Source organism: Arthrobacter sp. Soil763 (genome assembly GCF_001428365.1).
In the GTDB taxonomy this organism is placed as follows: domain Bacteria; phylum Actinomycetota; class Actinomycetes; order Actinomycetales; family Micrococcaceae; genus Arthrobacter.
In genome coordinates, this window is record NZ_LMSH01000002.1 from 1,041,955 (window position 1) to 1,060,223 (window position 18,269).

Consider the following 18,269-nt stretch of genomic DNA (forward strand, 5'->3'; position numbering starts at 1 on the left):
CCGGCGGCGGGCAGTTAGTCTAACGTCATGACTTTCGATCAACCGTCCGGGCCGGTCCCGGCATTGGCGCTGCGCGGGCTGGCCAAGCGCTTCGGCCCGAAGATCGCCGTTGACGGCATCAGCCTCGACGTTCCGGCGGGCTCCTTCTACGGCATCGTCGGACCGAACGGCGCCGGCAAGACGACGACGCTGTCGATGGCCACCGGGCTGCTCCGGCCGGACTTCGGCATGGCCCTGGTCCACGGCGTGGACGTGTGGCGCCGGCCGCTGGAGGCCAAGAAGCTGATGGGCATCCTTCCCGACGGTGTCCGGCTCTTCGACCGCCTGACCGGCGCCCAGCTGGTGAGCTACGCGGGCCTGCTGCGCGGCATGGACCGGGCGGTCGTGGCGTCCCGGGTGGCGGAACTGCTCGCGGCCCTGGACCTCAGCCAGGACGCCGGAACCCTCGTGGTGGACTACTCCGCCGGCATGACCAAGAAAATCGCCCTGGCCTCCGCACTCATCCACGCGCCCCGGCTCCTGGTGCTGGATGAGCCGTTCGAGTCCGTCGACCCGGTCTCGGCCGCCAACATCCGGGACATCCTGGACCGCTATGTGGCCTCCGGCGGCACGGTCATTGTCTCCAGCCACGTCATGGACCTGGTGCAGCGCATGTGCGACCACGTCGCCGTCGTCGCCAACGGGCGGGTGCTGGCCGCCGGCACGGTCGACGAGGTGCGTGCCGGGGCAAGCCTGGAGGACCGCTTCGTCCAGCTGGTGGGCGGCCGCAGCCACTCGGAAGGGCTGGAATGGTTGCGGACCTTCTAAGGCTCAAGCTCACCCTGCTGCGCAACGGCCTGCGGCGCAGCCCCTGGCAGCTGGTGGGCCTGGCGATCGGTGCGCTTTACGCGCTGGGGCTGGTGGGAACCGGCATTGCAGGGCTCGTGCTGCTGCGCCACGCCGACGCCGCCACCGCCCAAACTGTGGTGGTGCTGGTCGGCGCGGCCGCGATCCTGGGCTGGGCCATCGTTCCGATCATTGCCTCCGCGGCGGACATGACCCTGGATCCGGCCCGTTTCACGACCTTTGCGGTGCCAATGCCGCAGCTGCTGGCAGGGCTGGCGCTTGCCGGGCTGATCGGCATTCCGGGGGCCGCGACCTCGCTGGTCGCCCTGGCCACGGTGGCCACCTGGTCGCGGGGCATTCCGGCTGCGGCCGGCGCCCTCGCCGGCGCGGTGCTCGGCGTGCTGACCTGCGTGGTGGTTTCCAAGATCGCCACTGCCGGCACGGCGGGCCTGGCCAGCTCGCGGCGGTTCAAGGACGCCAGCGCGATCGCCTTCCTCATTCCGCTGGTGCTGATGGGGCCGATCCTGGCCGGGCTCACCCGAGGGATCGCCGCCTCCACCGGTTTCCTGGCTGAACTGGCCGGGATTCTGGCCTGGACCCCCGCCGGCGCCGCCTGGGCCCTCGGCGGCGACCTCGCGGCGGGGAACTACTGGCAGGGGGCGCTGAAATTCCTGATCGCCGCCGCAACCCTGGCCGCCCTGGCCTGGCTGTGGAAGCTGCTGCTGCAGCGGGCCCTGGTGACCCCGCCCTACGCCGGCACTGCGAAGAAGAAGTCTTCCGGCCTGGGGTTTTTCGGGCTGGTCCCGGCCACGCCGGCCGGGGCCGTCGCGGCCCGTTCCCTGAGCTACTGGCTGCGGGACCCGCGCTACGCCGGCGCGCTGGTGGTGGTGCCGCTGCTTCCGGTCCTGCTGTTCTTCCAGGCCAGCCAGACCGGGTTCTACGGGATCCTGCAGGCCGTCGGGCCGTTGACGGCCTTCCTGCTGGCGTGGTCGATCGCCTCTGACGTCTCCTATGACAGCACCGCCTTCGCGCTGCACGTCTCCACCGGCGTGCGCGGGGTCGATGACCGGCTGGGGCGGGCCGCTGCCTGCCTGGTTTTTGCCCTCCCCGTCGTGCTGGTCTTCAGCGTCGCGCCGATGTTCCTGACCGGGCAGTGGCAGTTGCTGCCCGGCATCGTGGGCCTGTCCCTGGGTGTGCTGTTCAGCGGGCTGGGCCTGTCCTCGGTGGTGTCCGCCCGCTACACCGTGCCGGTGCCGCTGCCCGGCGACAGCCCGTTCAAGAAGCCTCCGGGCAACGTGGCCCAGACGCTGGCGGTGCAATTCGGCGGCATGGCCGTCCTGCTGCTGCTGGTCAGCCCCGAGGTGCTGCTGGTGGCGTTGCAGCTGGCCGGCGGCGGCCCCGTCTTCGGCTGGGCCTGCCTGGCCCTGGGCCCGGTCCTCGGCCTGGCGCTCTTCGCGGCGGGCGTGCGGCTGGGCGGCAGATGGTTTGATGCCCGCAGCCCGGAACTGCTGGCGCAGCTGGCCGTCAACCGCTGACCGGGTCCGAGGGCCCGGGCCGTCCGGCCGGTCCGGGGGTAGCCTGCTCTGCATGGAAGTCGTCATCCTTCCGGGCGCCAAAGCCGTCGCCGACCTTGCCGCGGACGCCGTCGAGTCCCTGCTCCGGCGCAAGCCCGACGCCGTCCTGGGCCTTGCCGCCGGCACGTCGCCGCTGCCGGTCTACGCGGAACTCGGACGGCGGCACGCCGGCAGCGGCCTGGACTTCAGCAGGGCGACGGCGTTCATCCTGGACGAATATGCCGGGCTCCCCGCCGGACATCCCGGGTCCTTCCGGTCCGTGATCGGCCGGGAATTCACCGCCCGCGTGAACATCGGCCCGGGGAACGTGCACGGCCCCGACGGCCAGGCGGCGGACATACCAGCGGCGTGCCGCGCCTACGAGGACGCCATCCGGGACGCCGGGGGAGTGGACCTGCAGCTGCTCGGGCTCGGCGCCGACGGCCACCTGGGCTTCAACGAGCCGGGTTCCTCGCTGGCGTCCCGGACCCGGATCAAGACCCTCGTCGAGCAGACCCGCCGGGACAATGCGCGCTTCTTCGGGTCCCTGGCCGAGGTCCCGCAGCATGTGCTCACCCAGGGCCTCGGCACCATCTTGGAGGCCCGCCACCTTGTCCTCCTGGCCACCGGGGCGCGGAAGGCCCAGCCGGTCCACGATCTCGCCGAGGGCCCGGTGGCGGCGCTCTGCCCGGCGTCGGTCCTGCAGCTTCATCCGCACGTCACCGTGCTGCTGGACGAGGCGGCGGCCTCTTCCCTGCGACTCGCCGACTACTACCGTCACAGTTACGAGCACAAGCCCCGCTGGCAGGGGCTCTAGCGCCGGCGCCGGCTCCCGGCGTCGAGATTCTGTCCGCCCCAGCGGCTAAGATGGAGGTCATGACCAGCATGACGCGCCCCGTGACGCGCTCCCCGGAAACAGCTCCGGGAAGTGCACCGGAAAGCGTTCTGGAAAACAACCCGGAGAACAACATGCGAAACAGCCTGGACAACAACCCGGACACCGACCCGATGCGTGAGCTCTCCGGAGCGGGCACGTCGACGGCCACGATCGAGCGCGAGGAACTGCGCCAGGAAGTGGAACCGGGCGACCGGGAGCGCTTTGCGCATTACGTGCGCAAGGAAAAGATCATGGAATCGGCCCTTTCCGGCGAACCCGTCATCGCCCTGTGCGGCAAGGTCTGGACGCCCGGCCGGGACCCGAAGAAGTTTCCCGTCTGCCCTGAGTGCAAAGAGGTCTACGAGGGCCTCCGCCCGGGTGGCGACGGCGGGGAGTAGCCCGCTGCCGGGTGCGCCCGGCCACGTTTTTCTGCAGTACCGCCCGCGGCGCTGGCCGGCGGCGGTACTGCATTCCTGATGACCCGTTCATCCGACGAAGATTGGTGTTTTTGTGCTTATTTGGGTTTCTCCGGGACCGGCTGCGGTGCGCGGGACGGAGGGCTCCTAGGTGACGGAGACACTCTTTGGCGGACCCGTCCTGCCCCCGGCGTATCCCGAGCGGGCTGCCTGGGGCACGGCGCCGAAGCTGCGCGCCTGGCAGCAGGAGGCGCTGGACAGCTACTTCAGCACACACCCGAGGGACTTCCTGGCGGTCGCGACGCCGGGTGCCGGTAAGACCACCTTCGCGCTGCGGGTGGCCTCCATGCTGATCGAGGCCGGCACGGTCAACCGGGTGACGATCGTGGCCCCGACAGACCACCTCAAGCGCCAGTGGGCGGATGCCGCGGCGCGCGTGGGCATCGCCATTGACCCGAACTTCAAGAACGCCGACGGCCAGCACGGCCGGGGCTTCATCGGCGTCGCGGTCACCTACGCCCAGGTGGCCAGCAAGCCCATGCTGCACCGGGCCAAGACCGAGGCCGCCCGCACGCTGGTGATCCTGGATGAGATCCACCACGGCGGCGAGGCCCTGTCCTGGGGCGACGGGCTCCGCGAGGCCTTCGACCCCGCGGCGCGCCGGCTCGCCCTGACCGGCACGCCCTTCCGCTCGGACACCTCCCCGATCCCGTTCGTCGAGTACGCCGAGGACCGCGACGGCATCCGCCGCTCCAAGGCCGACTACACCTACGGCTACGGCAAGGCCCTGCGGGACCACGTGGTCCGGCCGGTGATGTTCATGGCGTATTCCGGGCAGATGCGCTGGCGGACCAGCGCCGGGGACGAAATGGCCGCCTCCCTGGGCGAGGCCGCCGTCACCAAGGACATCACGTCCCAGGCCTGGCGCACCGCGCTGAACCCGGCCGGGGAGTGGATCCCGGCGGTGCTGGCCGGGGCCGACAAGCGCCTGAGCGAGGTCCGGCGCACCGTGCCCGACGCCGGCGGCCTGGTCATTGCCACCGACCACGAGGACGCGCGCGCCTACGCCGGGCAGTTGAAGAGGATCACCGGTGAATCACCGACCGTGATTCTCTCCGACGACGCGAAGGCCTCGTCCAAGATCGAGGAGTTCTCCGCCGGCGACAAGCGCTGGATGGTCGCGGTCCGGATGGTCTCCGAAGGCGTGGACGTGCCGCGGCTCTCCGTCGGCGTCTACGCGACCTCGACGTCGACCCCGCTGTTCTTCGCCCAGGCCGTGGGCCGCTTCGTGCGTGCCCGCAAGCGAGGCGAGACGGCGTCGGTGTTCCTGCCCTCCGTGCCGCAGTTGATGGCGCTGGCGAACTCGATGGAGGCCGAACGCGACCACGCCCTGGACCGCCCGGAAAAGGAGGACGCCGACGGGCTGTTCAACCCGGAGGACTCGCTGATGGACGAGGCCAACCGGGAGGAGAAGGCCTCCGACACCCTGATGAAGGGCAAGTTCGAGGCCCTGGACTCCCAGGCGTCCTTTGACCGGGTGCTGTTCGACGGCGGCGAATTCGGCACCGGCGGCGAGGTCGGCTCCGAGGACGAGCTGGACTTCCTCGGCATCCCCGGCCTGCTCGACGCCGAACAGGTCGGCACCCTGCTGCGCCAGCGCCAGCACGAACAGCTCAGCCGCAAGAACAAGCGCTCCCCGCAGTCCGCAGCGGCAGCCGAGCCGGCGCCCGCGGTGCCGGACCACCGGATGCTCATGGACCTGCGGACCGAACTGGCCAAGAACGTCGCCGCCTGGTCCGCGCGCACCGGCACCCCGCACGGGGTCATCCACACCAAGCTCCGCACGGTCTGCGGCGGCCCGCCCGTGGCCCAGGCCAACGAGGAGCAGCTGCAGAGCCGGCTCCGCAAACTCCAGGACTGGTTCATCGGCCGGAAATAGCAGGGGACACGAAAAAGGGACCGGGTGACCGGTCCCTTTTTCGTTGGCTCGTACCTGCCGCTACTGGGCCGCGCCGCAGGTCTGCGAGAGTTTCTGACCCGCGGCGGTGTACCCGGCCTTCAGCTCATCAAGCTTCGCCGTGTCCGGTTCCTTCTTGGCGGACTCGTCCAGGTAGTCCACGATCGACTGCAGCGGATCCTGCAGCTCTTCCGAGGCGGTCGCCTGAATCGGCCGGATCTGGTTGGCCAGCCGCGTCATGCCGAACTTGTCCGCGTTGGAGGTGGGCGAGGTGGTGATCGCCTTGACGCGGGAGCAGGTCTCCTCGCTGGTCATCTGCGGAGCCGAGCAGGCGGCTGCGCCGAGCAGGGTCCCGGCAGCGATCAGGACGGACAGGGTCTTTTTCATGGTGTACTCCGGGTTATACGGTCAGGCGTTACTGGCAAGGATTCCGAGTCTACTGTGGTTCGGGCCGGCGGGCTCAGACGATGTCGACGCCGCCAAGTTCCATCTCGGCGAAGGCGTCGTCGAGGTCCTCGGCGATCCCCACGGTCAGCCCGCGCGGGACGCTCACGGAATACCCGGCCTGCACAGCGTCCAGGGCGGTCGCCTTCACGCAGTGGTCGGTGGCAATGCCCACGACCACGACCTCCTCGACGTCGTGGCTCTGCAGCCAGTCGTCCAGACCGATCGCGTCTTCGTCCGATTCCTGGCCAGCCGGGCCGGCAACCGGTAGCGACCCGGGGGTGCGGTCGCCGGTGGGCACGGCGTCGTCCGGGGCGAGCAGCCCCTCGAAGCCGGAGTAGGCCGCGGTGAACTGGCCCTTGCGGAAATACGCCTGGATGTATTCGGTGTCCAGGTCCGGGTGCAGTTCGGCGCCGCGGGTGCCTGCGACGCAGTGCGGCGGCCAGCTCTCGACGAAGTCGGGCTCCTCGGAGAAGTGGGTCCCCGGCTCGATGTGCCAGTCCTGGGTGGCCACGACGTGGTCGAACTGTCCGTGGTGGGCGTCGACGTACTCGCTGATTTCGGCAGCCAGCGCGGCCCCGCCCTCCACCGGGAGCGCGCCGCCCTCGCAGAAATCGTTCTGCACGTCGACAATAATCAGGGCGCGTGACATTCAGTCCTCCTCGTAGATGGTGGGGATGGCTGCTTCGCCGCGCTGCAGCCGGTTGACCACCGCGGGCAGTTCCTTCATGCTGTCCGCGTGCCGCTGCCGTGCACGGACCACGCCCTCGGGGCCGGTCCAGCCGGGCAGCAGCTCGCCGTTCTTGATGAACTGGTGCAGCAGCGGACGGTCATTGCCGTCGTCCTCCGGCCGGTGCCCGATGCCGACGATTTCCTGGGTCGCCGTGCCGCGCTCGTTGAGCCGGCGGAGGGCGTACTTACGGCCGCCCTTGCTGGCCTTGTTCTTGGCCGCTTTGGCCACGGCGATGAACTCGCCGTCGTCGTTGGTGCGGCTGACCAGTTTGTAGACCATGCTGGCCGTCGGCGCCCCGGAGCCGGTGACCAGGGAAGTCCCCACCCCGTAGGAGTCCACCGGGGCGGACTGTAGGGCGGCGATCGCGAACTCGTCCAGGTCGGAGGTGACGATGATGCGGGTGTTGACGTTGCCCAGGTCGTCGAGCAGCTGCCGCACCCACTGCGCCTGCGCCACGAGGTCCCCGGAGTCCAGACGCACCGCTCCGAGCTTGTCGCCGGCCAGTTCGACGGCGGTGCGCACCGCCGCCTCAACGTCGTAGGTATCCACCAGCAGCGCGGTGGAGGCGCCCATCGAGGCGAGCTGCGCCTCGAAGGCGTCCCGCTCGGTGTCATGCAGCAGGGTGAAGGAGTGGGCGGCGGTTCCGACCGTCTTGATCCCGTAGCGCCGGCCGGCTTCCAGGTTCGAGGTGCTGGCGAAGCCGGCGATCACGGCGGCCCGGGCGGCGGCGACGGCGGACTCCTCCTGGGTGCGGCGGGAACCCATTTCCACGCACGGGCGGGTGCCGGCGGCGGTGATCATCCGGGACGCGGCGGAGGCGATCGCGCTGTCGTGGTTCAGGATCGAGAGGATGTACGTCTCGAGGATGCAGGCCTCGGCGAAGGTGGATTCGACGATCAGGATGGGGGAGTTCGGGAAGTAGGCCTCGCCCTCCGCGTAGCCCCAGATGTCACCGGAGAACGAGAAGTTGGCCAGGTATTCCAGGGTTTCGTCGTTGACCACCTGGGTCCGGCGCAGGAATTCGATCTCCTCGTCGCCGAAGCGGAAGCCGGCGATGCCCTCCAGCAGCCGACCGGTGCCGGCAACGATGCCGTACCGGCGGCCGTCCGGCAGCCGCCGGGCGAAGGCCTCGAATACCGACTTCCGGTGGGCGGCGCCGGAGTGCAGCGCGGCCTGCAGCATGGTCAGCTCGTAGTGGTCGGTGTACAGGGACGTGCGGGGATGGTCCCAGCCAGCTGAGGTACTCACGAAATTTACTCTAGTCCCCACCGGCTCCCTCGTCTCGCTTCGCTTCGCCGCGGGGCCCTCGCCGGTGTGGGCCCACCCACCGGCTCCCTCGTCTCGCTCCGCTTCGCCGCGGGGCCCTCGCCGGTGTGGGCCCACCCACCGGCTCCCTCGTCTCGCTTCGGGCCCCCACCCTCGCCCTAGAATGGACAGATGACCCTCAGCGTTGCGCTCGGCCCTGACACCCAGGCCGGCACCCAGACCGGAACGGCGGCGTCGACCGACGTGCTCACCGCCCCGGACATCCCGTGGAACCTCGTGATCTGGAATGATCCGGTGAACCTGATGAGCTATGTCAGCTACGTCTTCCGCAGCTATTTCGGCTATTCCGAGGCCAAGGCCAACAAGCTGATGCTGGAGGTCCACAAGAAGGGCCGGTCGATCGTGGCGCACGGCAGCAAGGAGCAGGTGGAACAGCACGCGGTGGCGATGCACGGCTTCGGGCTGTGGGCCACGGTGGAGAAGGCCGAGGGCGGCGCCGGTTCCGGCAAGGGCAAAGGAAAACGTGGCTAAGGCATTCAAATACGGGCTCAAGGGCATCACCGGCTACCTCGAACCGGCCGAGCGGGAGCTGCTGCGCAGCCTGTTCGACGACGTGATCTCGATGCTGGAGCCGGCCGAGGCCGCCAGCCAGGACCCGCTGGCTGCCCTCGTCGGGCTGGACAGCGAGGCGCGCGAACCGTCGGACCGGGCCGTGCGGCGCCTGCTGCCGAACGTCTCGCGTGACGACGACGAGGCGTCGCTGGAGTTCCGCCGCTACACCGAGCGCTCCCTGCGGGAGAGCAAGATCGGGGCGTTGAAGGCGGCGGCGCTGGGCCTGGACAAGGACGAGCTGGTGCTCACCGCCGCCGACGCCCGGCACTGGTCCACCGCGCTCAACGACGTCCGGCTGGTGCTGGCCGAGCGGCTGGACATCCGCGACGACGCCGACGCCGAGCACGTGCACCGGATGCAGGACTGGTCCCAGGCCGAGGATGTCGAGAGCTACCTGGCCCTGGTGTACAACTTCACGACGTGGCTGCAGGAATCCCTGGTGCAGGCCATGCTCGCCTCGCTTGAGGCGTAAGCCTCCGGATTTCCCTGTGACCCATCAGACACGAGGTCTCGGACACAATGTGCTGGCCGGGACTGGGCGTTGCCCTATCCTCGAATAATCATGACTTCAGCATCCAGCACGGATCCGTCAGCCCAGGCCCCGGCGGAGACCGCAACGGGCGGCGCCGGAAATGCGCTGCCGGGGGAGCGCCCGATCGGCGTGTTCGACTCCGGCGTCGGCGGCCTCACGGTGGCGCGGTCGATCATCGACCAGCTTCCCAACGAGTCCATCCTCTACGTGGGCGACACCGCCAACGGGCCGTACGGGCCGCTGCCTATCGCCGAGGTCCGCGCCAACGCGCTCGGCGTGATGGATGAACTGGTGGACTCCGGGGTCAAGCTGCTGACCATCGCCTGCAACTCCGCATCGGCGGCCGTGCTGCGGGATGCCCGGGAACGCTACACCGCCCGGTACGGGATTCCGGTGATCGAAGTGATCCAGCCGGCCGTCCGGCGTGCCGTCTCGGCCACCCGCAGCGGCCGGATCGGCGTGATCGGCACCTCCGCGACCGTCGGCTCGCGCGCCTATGAGGACACCTTCGCGGCCGCCCCGGACCTGCAGATCACCTCCGCGGCCTGCCCGGCGTTCGTTTCCTACGTCGAGGCCGGCATCACCACCGGCCCGGAACTGCTCGCCGTGGCCCGGGACTACCTGGCCCCGCTGAAAGCCGCCGGCGTGGACACCGTGGTGCTGGGCTGCACCCACTACCCGCTGCTGACCGGGGTGATCTCCTATGTCATGGGGGAGGACGTCACCCTCGTCTCCAGCGCGGAGGAAACCGCCAAGGACGTCTACCGTGCGCTCGCATCCCGCGGCCTGGAGCGCAGCGGTGCGACCGCGCCGGAACACCACTTCATCGCCACCGGCGACGCCGCGCAGTTTGAGCACCTGGCCCGGCGGTTCCTCGGGCCCGAGGTCCTCAGCGTCCGGCACGTGGACCACGTCGCCGCGCAGTACCCCACCGGCAGCCTGGCCCGGATCACCCCGGAGATGATCGCCGCCGCGCAGGCCGGCGCCGGGCGGCCGCGGACCTCCAACTTCGTCTCCTCTCTTGCCGGCCGGGACAGTGCCCTGCAGGAAATTGCCGTGCCGCCGGCCGGCCTCCGGGGGTCCGGCCTGTGAAGCTGACCATCGTGGGCTGCACCGGCTCGTTCCCGGGCCCCGGATCGCCGGCGTCGTGCTACCTGCTGACCGCGCACGACGGCGAGCGGAGCTGGAAGATCGTGCTGGACCTGGGCAGCGGCGCCCTCGGCGCCATCCAGCGCTACACCGACCTGGAGGACATCGACGCGATCTTCCTCACCCACCTGCACCCGGACCACTGCATGGACCTGTGCGGGCTGCACGTTGCGGTGCGCTGGAAGCCGGGCGGCTGGGGACGCGGCCGGATCCCCGTCTGGGGGCCGGCGGCCACGGCGGACCGGATGGCGACCGCGTACGGGCTGGAGCTGGACCCCGGCATGCACGAGGAATTCGACTTCAGCAACTGGTCCGAGCGCAAGCCGGTCACCATGGGTCCGTTCACCGTCACCCCCTACGCGGTGAACCACCCGGTGGAGGAGGCCTACGCCCTGCGGGTGGAGGTCACCGAACCGGACAAGGACGGGGTGCCCGCCACCCGGGTGCTGAGCTATTCGGGCGACACCGACTCCTGCGCCGGGCTTGAGGACGCCGCCCGGGACGCGGACCTGTTCCTCTGCGAGGCCGCGTTTGAGGAAGGCCGCGACGACGGCATCAAGGACGTGCACCTGACCGGCAAACGGGCCGCCGAAGCGGCCGTCGCCGCCGGCGCCCGGCGGCTCCTGCTGACCCACATCCCGGTCTGGACGTCCCCGACCACGGTGATGGCGGAGGCCCGCGAGGTCTTCGGCCCGCAGGTGGCCGTCGCCGTCGCCGGCGTGCACTACACCGTCTGAGCCGCGCCGCCTGAGCCGGGCCGCCCGGCGGTTCCCGGTGCTGTGCCGCGCGGGCCGCCGCCGGTGCCCGGGATCGATATGCTGGAGGGCATGACTTCCGAAGCTCTTACCGCCCCCGTTCTTCGTGCCGACGGCCGCACGCCCGACCAGCTCCGCCCGATCAGCATCACCCGCGGCTGGTCCAAGCAGGCCGAGGGTTCGGCGCTGATCGAGTTCGGCAACACCCGGGTGCTGTGCACGGCCTCCCTGACCGAAGGGGTGCCGCGCTGGCTCAAGGGCGAGGGCCGCGGCTGGGTCACCGCCGAATACGCCATGCTGCCGCGTGCCACGAACACCCGCTCGGCACGCGAATCGGTCAAGGGCAAGATCGGCGGCCGCACCCACGAGATCTCCCGGCTGATCGGCCGCTCGCTGCGCTCCATCATCGACACCAAGGCCCTGGGCGAGAACACCATCGTGCTGGACTGCGATGTGCTGCAGGCCGACGGCGGCACCCGCACCGCCGCGATCACCGGCGCCTACGTCGCGCTCGCCGAAGCGATCCGCTTCGCCCGGGACAACAAACTGATCGCGCGCAACGCCGAGCCCCTTGTGGACACCATCGCGGCCGTCTCGGTTGGGATCATCGACGGCGTTCCGATGCTGGATCTGCCCTACGTGGAGGACGTCCGTGCCGAGACCGACATGAACGTCGTGGTGACCGGTTCGGGCAAGTTCGTCGAGGTCCAGGGCACGGCCGAGGGGGCCCCGTTCGACCGCGATGAACTGAACAAGCTCCTGGACCTGGCCCTGATCGGCACCGGGCAGCTCGCCGCGATCCAGCGCGACACCCTGGCTGAGGCCCCGTGAGCGGCACCCCCGCCGGGAATCCGGCCGGCGGCGACGGCGGGCCGGTCCTGGTCCTCGCCACCCACAACCAGGGCAAGCTGAAGGAACTGCGCGAGCTGCTGCGCGGGCAGTTGCCGGGCCTCGACGTCGACACCCAGGTGGTGGACGCCGGCGCGGTCGGCGCGCCCGACGTCGTCGAATCCGGCGTGACCTTCGCCGAGAACTCCCTGCTCAAGGCCCGGGCGGTGGCGGAGGCCACCGGACTGGTTGCGATCGCGGACGACTCGGGCCTTGCCGTGGACGTCCTGGGCGGTGCTCCCGGGATCTTCTCGGCCCGCTGGGCGGGCCGCCACGGCGACGACGCGGCGAACCTGCAGCTGCTGCTGGACCAGCTCTCCGACGTGCCCGACGAATACCGCGGCGCGGCGTTCGTGTGTGCCGCGGCCCTGGCCGTTCCGGCCACCGCCGGCGGCCAGGCACGCGAAGTGGTGGAGTACGGCCAGCTGGAGGGCACGCTGCTGCGGGAACCGCGCGGGGCGGGCGGCTTCGGCTACGACCCGGTGCTGCAGCCGAGCGGCCTGGACCGCAGCTGCGCCGAACTGAGCCCGGCGGAAAAGAACGCGATCAGCCACCGCGGGCATGCCTTCCGGGCGCTGCTGCCGGCGATTGTAGAGGCGCTGGCCGCCCGGTAGCCCACTGCTTAAAAAAGGATGGCGCCCCACCAGGTGGGGCGCCATCTTTTTGGGCGTGATGACCGGAACGGAGGTCCCGGAGCAGCGTCAGGGCGTCTTGCGCTCTTCCTCGGGCTCGTGCTCCTCGATGAACTCCTCGACCAGGCCGGTGCCGTACTTCTCGGACTGGCGCTTGGCGATCAGGCCGCGGACGACCTCGATGCCGATCGGGATCACCGAGACGAGCACGATCGCGATGAAGATGATGTCCAGGTTGTCGCGCACCCACGGCACCGTGTCGCCGAGCAGGTAGCCGAGCAGGGTGACGCCGCCGCCCCAGAGCACGGCACCGATGACGTTGTAGATGAAGAACTTCCGCTTGCTCATCTGCGCCACGCCGACGATTACGGGGACGAAGGTGCGGATGATGGGGACGAAACGGGCGAGGATCAGGGCCTTGCCGCCGTGCTTTTCGAAGAAGGCGTGGGCGCTCTCGACGTTTTCCCGCTTGAACAGCTTTGAATCCGGCTTATTGAAGATCGCCGGCCCGGCCTTGGAGCCGATCAGGTAACCGGTCTGGTTGCCCACGATCGCGGAGGCGATGATCAGTGCCGCGAACGCCCAGATGTTGAATTTGATGGTCCCCGTCGCTACCAGCAGGCCGGCGGTGAACAGCATCGAATCCCCGGGCAGGAAGAAGCCGACCAGCAGGCCCGTTTCGGCGAAGATGATGCCGCAGACCAGCACGACCACCCAGGGTGCCAGAGCCGGATCGGCCAGGAAGACCTGGGGATTGAGCCAGTCGGGCAGGATCGAGGCCAGGCGCGGCTGGACCGGTCCGGCGCCGCCGAAGGTGGACACGGCAAAGGCGTGCAGGTTGTAAGGGTTCACCCTTTAAGGGTACTTGACGGGCCGTGGCCGGATCCGGCGGTAAAGTTGGGGCGTGGGTTTGGACTTTACGGCGATCGACTTTGAGACGGCGAACGGCTTCCGGGGATCGCCATGCGCTGTGGGGCTGAGCAAGGTCCGCGGCGGCGTCGTCGTCGAAGAGGCCTCCTGGCTGATGCGGCCGCCCGCGAACCACGACGCCTTCGACCACCACAACGTCCGGATCCACGGGATCCGGCCCGAACAGGTCGCCGGACTGCCGCGCTTTGGCGAACTGTTTCCCGAGATCGGCGCGTTCATCGGCGGGGACGTGCTGGCCGCGCACAATGCCGCGTTCGATCTGGGCGTGATCCGGTCCGGCCTGGAGGTCTCCGGCCTGCCGGGGCCCGCCTACGACTACGTCTGCACGGTCATGCTCTCCCGCCGCTGCTATTCGCTGGTGTCCAACTCGCTGCCCTACGCCGCGGAGGAAGCCGGGGTGCCGCTGGTCAACCACCACGACGCCGCCGAGGACGCCCGGGCCTGCGCCGGCATCCTGATCGACATTGCGGCGCGCAACGGAGCGGCGAGCATCGCCGAACTGTACCTGTCGCTGGGGCTCGCGGTGTCCCGCCAGCCGGCCTTCGACCCGCGCCGCGACCCGCTGTCCAAGGCCACCCGCGCCGCGCTCGACGCGCTGGCCGGCGGCAACGGCCCGGCTGCAGTGACCCGCCCGTTCCGCCCAGGCTGGCCGGAGGAAGGGGCCAACCCGGAACCGAACGCCGGCGCCGAACCCGGCCACCCGCTCTTCGGACAGACCGTCGTCTTCACCGGCGAACTGGCCATTCCGCGGCCGGAGGCCAAACTGCGCTCGGCCGAGCTCGGCGCCCGGCCCGAAAGCCGCGTCACGGCCCGGACCACCGTCCTGGTGGTCGGCGACGGGTTCGTCGCGGCGGACCTGCGCTCCGGCCGGCTGACCGGAAAAGCCCGGCGCGTCCTTGAACTGCATGAGCGCGGCCAGCGGATCGAGGTCCTCTCCGAGGGGGAGTTCCTGCAGATGGTCGGCGGCCACGTGGCGGCGGCCCAGGCGGGGTAGACCGCCCGCCGGTCATACGGCGCAACAATCATTTCGCCCGGTGCCCGGCCGATCCTAGCCTTAACGGATGAGCAAACTGATCTCCCCGCCCGTCCGCACGGAGATACCGGCGGAGGCACCGGTGCAAGTTCCGGCCGCCGGACCGCGGGGCGGCATCGACTGGGCCCGGGTGTTCGCCTTCCCGAACCCGGTCAACGAGTACTCCGCCCGGATCACCGCCGCATTCGTGGTGCTGCTCTCGGCAGCGACGCTCCTGACCGGCTTCGGCTGGGGCCTGGCCGTGATCGCCGCCGGTTTCTGGCTGCGCGTGCTCTTCGGCCCGCGGATTTCGCCCTTCGGCCTGCTCTCGGTCAAGGTGATCACGCCCCTGCTGGGCAAGACACGGCTGGTTCCCGGTCCGCCGAAGCGCTTCGCGCAGGGCATCGGCGCGGCGCTGTCCACGGCGGCCGCCGTCCTGTCCGCCGCGGGGCTCGCTCCGGCCGCCTGGACCCTGCTCGTGGTCCTGATCGTCGCTGCGTCGCTGGAAGCCTTTGCCGGCTTCTGCCTGGGCTGCGTGGTCTTCGGGATGCTGCAGCGCCGCGGGCTCATCCCGGAGGATGTCTGCGAAGCCTGCAACGACATATCGCTCAGGCGCCGGTAAGTTCCGCCAGCCGTTCGGCCATGCCCCGGATCACGGCCGGGGCCTCCAGCGCCGCCAGCCAGTCCGCCGGCAGGCAGTCCTCCCCGTAGTAGGCACCCAGGATGTTCCCGGCGATGGAAGCCGTGGAATCGCTGTCGCCGCTGTGGTTCACCGCTACCGCCATCGCCGCCCGGAAGTGCGCCTGCGCGCCCGCGGTGCCCGGCGTCGTCGTACCCGAGGGGCCGGACGGTGCCGCGGCTGCCACGGGCGCGGTGGCGAGCACCGCGTACAGCCCGACGGCGAGTGCCTCCTCGGCCACCCAGCCCTCGCCGAGTTCACGCACCAGCTCCTCCGCTCCCAGCAGGTCCGCGGTGCCCGCCGCGGCCGCCTCGCCATGCCGCAGCGCGGCCGCCAGCCGCTCCAGCAGGGCCGGATCGGCTTCCTCACCCTTGGGCAGCGGGCCATCCTGCAGCCGGGAGAGCGCAGTGCCGGCCGCCCCGGCCAGGCTTCCGCCGCCGGCCAGGGCATGGATGACCAGGCTGAACGCGGCCGCGCTTTGCCGGGCCGAGGGGTGGCCGTGGGTCAGGGACGCCGCGTCCGCGCTCAACTTGTAGACCGCGTCGGCGTCAATGTGGGGAATCAAACCAAAGGGCGCGGACCGCATCACCGTGCCGCAGCCCTTTGAGTCCGGGTTGACCGGCCGCTGCACGGTTCCCATCTCTCCGGTGGCGAGTCCGCTGAGGCAGGCGTTCCCCGGGGCGCGCCGGGCCCGGAGCACGTCGTGGCCGTCGATCCACCGTGGCGGCTGGAACGGCGCCGACTCCGGCAGGGCGACGCCCTGGCTGCCGAGCCAGCGCAGGTAGGCGAGCCAGAGGCAGGCGTTCGTGTCCGCCGCGACGCCCGAGTTGGCCCACTCAAGCGCTTCCAGCAGGCCGTCCACCGTGTAGAGGGTCATCTGCGTGTCGTCGGAGAAGTGGCTGCCGTCCCCGAGTGCGGCGAAGTCCCGCAGCCCGCCGGGTCCGTACGTTTCCCGGATCGCCTCAATCGTGTCGAATTCGACGGCGTAGCCCAGCGAATCGCCAAGCGCGCCGCCGAGCAGGCAACCATGGATGCGGGAGGCGTGGGACGGGGCAGGGACCGCCGCCGGGGACGTCACAGGATCAATGCTCATGCCTTCAAATTTACCCCGGGCACCGCCTCGGTCCGGTCGGGGACATGTGCCGGTAAGGTGCTGTTGGCGCTACCGTGGATCCGGTGCCGCGAAAGGCACGACGAACGGGGCCGCAGACGGGGCCGCAGCCCCCGACACAGCACGGCAAGGGAGACGGATGCGCGAACCAGCGTGGCGGAAGACCGGCAGCACGCCCGACTACAGGTTTTCCATGGCCAATGAGCGCACTTTCCTTGCCTGGGTGCGGACCTCGCTCGCGCTGATCGCCGGTGCCCTGGCGATCGACCAGCTGGCGCCGGACATCGCCCCCGCCCCGGTCCGGATCGCGATCTGCGTGGTCCTGGCGATCATCGGGGCCGGGCTGGCCTCGCTGTCCTACCGCCGCTGGGCCAGGATGGAGGCGGCGATGCGCAACAACCAGGAACTGCCGTACTCGGGGCTGATGCTCGTCATGACCGTCGGCGTTGCCATTGCCGCGCTGACCATCGCCCTGCTGATCTTCCTGGCCCGGTGAGCATGCCGGCCCGGGACCCGGGTCTGCAGCCGGAACGCACCACCCTGGCCTGGGGGCGGACGCTGCTGGCCCTGCTGGTCGCCGACCTGTTCATCTGGCGCTCTTGGGCTCTGAACGGCTCCGGGGTGGGGGAGGTGCCGGCGGGAGGCTTCGACCCCCTCGGGCTGTGCTCGGCCGCCGCCGCCGGGTCCACCGTCGTCCTCTTTATCTGTGTCCGGCTACGGGCACGGCAGCTGCGCGGCTCCACCGCGCCGGTCCCGGCGGCGCTGATGCTCGCCGCGACCGCGGCCGTCGTCGCGCTCGCCGGGAGCACCGTGGCCGCGCTCGCGCTCGCCGGCTGACGGCCGGGCCCCAGCAAACGCCCAGATTCCGCTGGCAGACTCCAGGCAGACCCTGCCCCCACGACGAAGGATTCACCGCGCCATGACCACGCCAGCGACCACCCCAGCGACCGAGGACGCCCGGCCGTCCGTACACCCGGCCGACCGGCAGCCGGCCCTTCCGGCCCGGCTCGCCGCCGAGGCGCTGGGCACCCTCTTTGTGGTGGTGGCAGGACTGGGTGTGCCGCTGTTTGCCGTGCCGCAGTACAACCCGCTTCCGGCGTCGCTGGCTGCCGGCCTGGCCCTCACCGCTGCCATGCTGGCCTTCGGCTACCTCTCCGGCGGGCACTTCAACCCCGCCGTCACGGTGGGCAACGCGATTGCGGGCAGGATCAGGCCCGGGGCGGCGGCAGCCTACCTCGGGGCGCAGCTTGCAGGTGCCCTGCTGGGCGGCCTGGCCCTGTTCGGCGTGCTGCGCACCGTGCCCAAGCTGAACGGCACCAGGTCGGCGTTCGATACCGTCGCCGCAGGCTTCGACGCCCGCTCCGTTATCCAGGCGCCGGTGGCCGGCGTGCTGCTGGTCGAGGTGCTCGGCGCCGCCCTGCTCGTGGCCGTCTACCTGGGCACCACCGCGCCCCGGAACCCGCGTCGCGCCGCCGCGCCGTTTGCCGTCGGCCTGAGCATGGCCGTGCTGCTGCAACTGGGCCAGAGCATCGGCAACGCCCCGTTCAATCCCGCCCGCGCCACGGCCTCCGCGCTCTTCAGCAGCCCCGAGGCGCTTGGCCAGCTTTGGCTGTTCTGGGTGGCGCCGCTGGCCGGCGCCGCCGTCGCCGGGCTGGTCTTCCGCGGCTTCGCCCGCACCCCTGACACCGCTGCCGACGGCGTCGAACCGGCGCAGGCGGAACCGGTGGCGGAAACGGCGGTTACCGGCACAGCGGGCACCGATGCCGCCGGCACCAGCCGTCCGGCGGCTCCCGGCCGGGCAGCTGCGGTCCCGGCTGATGAGGCCCGGGACTTCTTCGACAAGCGCACCCCGTAACGCCCGTCACCCGGCGCCGCGGGCCGCTGCACAAGAGTGTCGG

At 70.6% G+C, this 18,269-nt stretch carries 21 protein-coding genes; 16 read left to right on the forward strand and 5 right to left on the reverse strand.

Going from position 1 to position 18,269, the window contains the following annotated elements; all coding sequences use genetic code 11:
- Window positions 1–27: 27 nt before the first annotated feature.
- From ASG71_RS08460 to ASG71_RS08480, 5 genes are all read left to right on the forward strand, one after another.
- The gene (locus ASG71_RS08460; protein ID WP_056738195.1) at window positions 28–807 is read left to right on the forward strand and encodes an ABC transporter ATP-binding protein; all 780 of its coding nucleotides are present in this window, start codon (window positions 28–30) and stop codon (window positions 805–807) included.
- Window positions 789–2,360, forward strand: coding sequence for a hypothetical protein (locus ASG71_RS08465; RefSeq protein WP_056738196.1), 1,572 nt, complete (start codon window positions 789–791; stop codon window positions 2,358–2,360). Before ASG71_RS08460 ends, ASG71_RS08465 begins: the two co-directional genes overlap by 19 nt.
- A gap of 52 nt (window positions 2,361–2,412) precedes the next feature.
- Complete coding sequence (nagB, locus tag ASG71_RS08470; RefSeq protein ID WP_056738197.1) at window positions 2,413–3,195, forward strand: glucosamine-6-phosphate deaminase; 783 nt, start codon at window positions 2,413–2,415, stop codon at window positions 3,193–3,195.
- 152 nt (window positions 3,196–3,347) lie between these two features.
- Window positions 3,348–3,653 carry a DUF3039 domain-containing protein gene (locus tag ASG71_RS08475; RefSeq protein WP_056738648.1) on the forward strand — a complete coding sequence of 102 codons (306 nt, stop codon included), beginning with the start codon at window positions 3,348–3,350 and terminating at the stop codon, window positions 3,651–3,653.
- 169 nt (window positions 3,654–3,822) lie between these two features.
- On the forward strand, window positions 3,823–5,610 hold the full coding sequence (locus tag ASG71_RS08480) for a DEAD/DEAH box helicase (RefSeq protein WP_056738198.1): 1,788 nt from the start codon (window positions 3,823–3,825) through the stop codon (window positions 5,608–5,610).
- A 60-nt stretch (window positions 5,611–5,670) separates the two neighbouring features.
- On the opposite strand, the gene ASG71_RS08485 is transcribed toward ASG71_RS08480, so the two are convergent.
- From ASG71_RS08485 to ASG71_RS08495, 3 genes are all read right to left on the reverse strand, one after another.
- A complete protein-coding gene (locus ASG71_RS08485) occupies window positions 5,671–6,015 on the reverse strand; it encodes a hypothetical protein (RefSeq protein ID WP_056738199.1) in 345 nt (114 codons plus the stop codon).
- A gap of 73 nt (window positions 6,016–6,088) precedes the next feature.
- A complete protein-coding gene (locus tag ASG71_RS08490) occupies window positions 6,089–6,724 on the reverse strand; it encodes an isochorismatase family protein (protein ID WP_056738200.1) in 636 nt (211 codons plus the stop codon).
- Complete coding sequence (locus ASG71_RS08495; RefSeq protein WP_235563955.1) at window positions 6,725–8,053, reverse strand: nicotinate phosphoribosyltransferase; 1,329 nt, start codon at window positions 8,051–8,053, stop codon at window positions 6,725–6,727.
- 189 nt (window positions 8,054–8,242) lie between these two features.
- Between ASG71_RS08495 and clpS the strand changes: the two genes are divergently transcribed.
- The 6 genes from clpS (at window position 8,243) to rdgB (ending at window position 12,621) form a co-directional block, all read left to right on the forward strand.
- The gene (gene clpS / locus ASG71_RS08500; RefSeq protein WP_056738201.1) at window positions 8,243–8,602 is read left to right on the forward strand and encodes an ATP-dependent Clp protease adapter ClpS; all 360 of its coding nucleotides are present in this window, start codon (window positions 8,243–8,245) and stop codon (window positions 8,600–8,602) included.
- Window positions 8,595–9,155 (forward strand): DUF2017 domain-containing protein, encoded by a 561-nt coding sequence (locus tag ASG71_RS08505; protein ID WP_056738202.1) that lies wholly within the window; start codon window positions 8,595–8,597, stop codon window positions 9,153–9,155. The genes clpS and ASG71_RS08505 overlap by 8 nt, the downstream gene beginning before the upstream one ends.
- 90 nt (window positions 9,156–9,245) lie before the next feature.
- Window positions 9,246–10,307, forward strand: coding sequence for a glutamate racemase (murI, locus tag ASG71_RS08510; RefSeq protein WP_056738203.1), 1,062 nt, complete (start codon window positions 9,246–9,248; stop codon window positions 10,305–10,307).
- Window positions 10,304–11,101: an MBL fold metallo-hydrolase gene (locus tag ASG71_RS08515; RefSeq protein WP_056738204.1), complete on the forward strand. Its 798-nt coding sequence runs from the start codon at window positions 10,304–10,306 to the stop codon at window positions 11,099–11,101. Before murI ends, ASG71_RS08515 begins: the two co-directional genes overlap by 4 nt.
- 90 nt (window positions 11,102–11,191) lie before the next feature.
- The gene (rph, locus tag ASG71_RS08520; protein ID WP_056738652.1) at window positions 11,192–11,950 is read left to right on the forward strand and encodes a ribonuclease PH; all 759 of its coding nucleotides are present in this window, start codon (window positions 11,192–11,194) and stop codon (window positions 11,948–11,950) included.
- Window positions 11,947–12,621 (forward strand): RdgB/HAM1 family non-canonical purine NTP pyrophosphatase, encoded by a 675-nt coding sequence (gene rdgB / locus ASG71_RS08525; RefSeq protein WP_056738205.1) that lies wholly within the window; start codon window positions 11,947–11,949, stop codon window positions 12,619–12,621. Before rph ends, rdgB begins: the two co-directional genes overlap by 4 nt.
- Window positions 12,622–12,708: 87 nt before the next feature.
- On the opposite strand, the gene ASG71_RS08530 is transcribed toward rdgB, so the two are convergent.
- Complete coding sequence (locus ASG71_RS08530; protein WP_056738654.1) at window positions 12,709–13,476, reverse strand: VTT domain-containing protein; 768 nt, start codon at window positions 13,474–13,476, stop codon at window positions 12,709–12,711.
- Window positions 13,477–13,543: 67 nt separating this feature from the next.
- On the opposite strand from ASG71_RS08530, the gene ASG71_RS08535 reads away from it, so the two are divergent.
- Together ASG71_RS08535 and ASG71_RS08540 are read left to right on the forward strand one after the other, a co-directional pair.
- A complete protein-coding gene (locus ASG71_RS08535) occupies window positions 13,544–14,563 on the forward strand; it encodes an exonuclease domain-containing protein (RefSeq protein WP_056738206.1) in 1,020 nt (339 codons plus the stop codon).
- Between the two features lie 67 nt (window positions 14,564–14,630).
- Window positions 14,631–15,203, forward strand: coding sequence for a DUF4395 domain-containing protein (locus ASG71_RS08540; protein WP_082574968.1), 573 nt, complete (start codon window positions 14,631–14,633; stop codon window positions 15,201–15,203).
- On the opposite strand, the gene ASG71_RS08545 is transcribed toward ASG71_RS08540, so the two are convergent.
- A complete protein-coding gene (locus ASG71_RS08545; RefSeq protein ID WP_056738207.1) occupies window positions 15,190–16,353 on the reverse strand; it encodes an ADP-ribosylglycohydrolase family protein in 1,164 nt (387 codons plus the stop codon). The two genes, ASG71_RS08540 and ASG71_RS08545, sit on opposite strands and share 14 nt — an antisense overlap.
- 157 nt (window positions 16,354–16,510) lie before the next feature.
- Here ASG71_RS08545 and ASG71_RS08550 point away from each other — a divergent pair, with 157 nt between their 5' ends.
- From ASG71_RS08550 to ASG71_RS08560, 3 genes are all read left to right on the forward strand, one after another.
- The gene (locus ASG71_RS08550; protein ID WP_056738208.1) at window positions 16,511–16,867 is read left to right on the forward strand and encodes a YidH family protein; all 357 of its coding nucleotides are present in this window, start codon (window positions 16,511–16,513) and stop codon (window positions 16,865–16,867) included.
- A gap of 2 nt (window positions 16,868–16,869) precedes the next feature.
- Window positions 16,870–17,208: a DUF202 domain-containing protein gene (locus ASG71_RS08555; RefSeq protein ID WP_056738209.1), complete on the forward strand. Its 339-nt coding sequence runs from the start codon at window positions 16,870–16,872 to the stop codon at window positions 17,206–17,208.
- Between the two features lie 82 nt (window positions 17,209–17,290).
- Entirely contained in the window at window positions 17,291–18,226 is a 936-nt protein-coding gene (locus ASG71_RS08560) for an MIP/aquaporin family protein (RefSeq protein ID WP_056738210.1), read from the forward strand.
- Window positions 18,227–18,269 lie beyond the last annotated feature (43 nt).

Bases quoted from the DNA above. Each gene is read 5' to 3' on its own strand.
- ASG71_RS08490 (WP_056738200.1), bottom strand. From the start codon at position 6,724: ATGTCACGCGCCCTGATTATTGTCGACGTGCAGAACGATTTCTGCGAG.
- murI (WP_056738203.1), top strand. From the start codon at position 9,246: ATGACTTCAGCATCCAGCACGGATCCGTCAGCCCAGGCCCCGGCGGAG.
- ASG71_RS08540 (WP_082574968.1), top strand. From the start codon at position 14,631: ATGAGCAAACTGATCTCCCCGCCCGTCCGCACGGAGATACCGGCGGAG.
- rph (WP_056738652.1), top strand. From the start codon at position 11,192: ATGACTTCCGAAGCTCTTACCGCCCCCGTTCTTCGTGCCGACGGCCGC.
- nagB (WP_056738197.1), top strand. From the start codon at position 2,413: ATGGAAGTCGTCATCCTTCCGGGCGCCAAAGCCGTCGCCGACCTTGCC.
- ASG71_RS08555 (WP_056738209.1), top strand. From the start codon at position 16,870: ATGCCGGCCCGGGACCCGGGTCTGCAGCCGGAACGCACCACCCTGGCC.
- ASG71_RS08485 (WP_056738199.1), bottom strand. From the start codon at position 6,015: ATGAAAAAGACCCTGTCCGTCCTGATCGCTGCCGGGACCCTGCTCGGC.
- ASG71_RS08550 (WP_056738208.1), top strand. From the start codon at position 16,511: ATGCGCGAACCAGCGTGGCGGAAGACCGGCAGCACGCCCGACTACAGG.
- ASG71_RS08545 (WP_056738207.1), bottom strand. From the start codon at position 16,353: ATGAGCATTGATCCTGTGACGTCCCCGGCGGCGGTCCCTGCCCCGTCC.
- ASG71_RS08560 (WP_056738210.1), top strand. From the start codon at position 17,291: ATGACCACGCCAGCGACCACCCCAGCGACCGAGGACGCCCGGCCGTCC.
- ASG71_RS08460 (WP_056738195.1), top strand. From the start codon at position 28: ATGACTTTCGATCAACCGTCCGGGCCGGTCCCGGCATTGGCGCTGCGC.
- ASG71_RS08475 (WP_056738648.1), top strand. From the start codon at position 3,348: ATGCGAAACAGCCTGGACAACAACCCGGACACCGACCCGATGCGTGAG.
- clpS (WP_056738201.1), top strand. From the start codon at position 8,243: ATGACCCTCAGCGTTGCGCTCGGCCCTGACACCCAGGCCGGCACCCAG.
- ASG71_RS08465 (WP_056738196.1), top strand. From the start codon at position 789: ATGGTTGCGGACCTTCTAAGGCTCAAGCTCACCCTGCTGCGCAACGGC.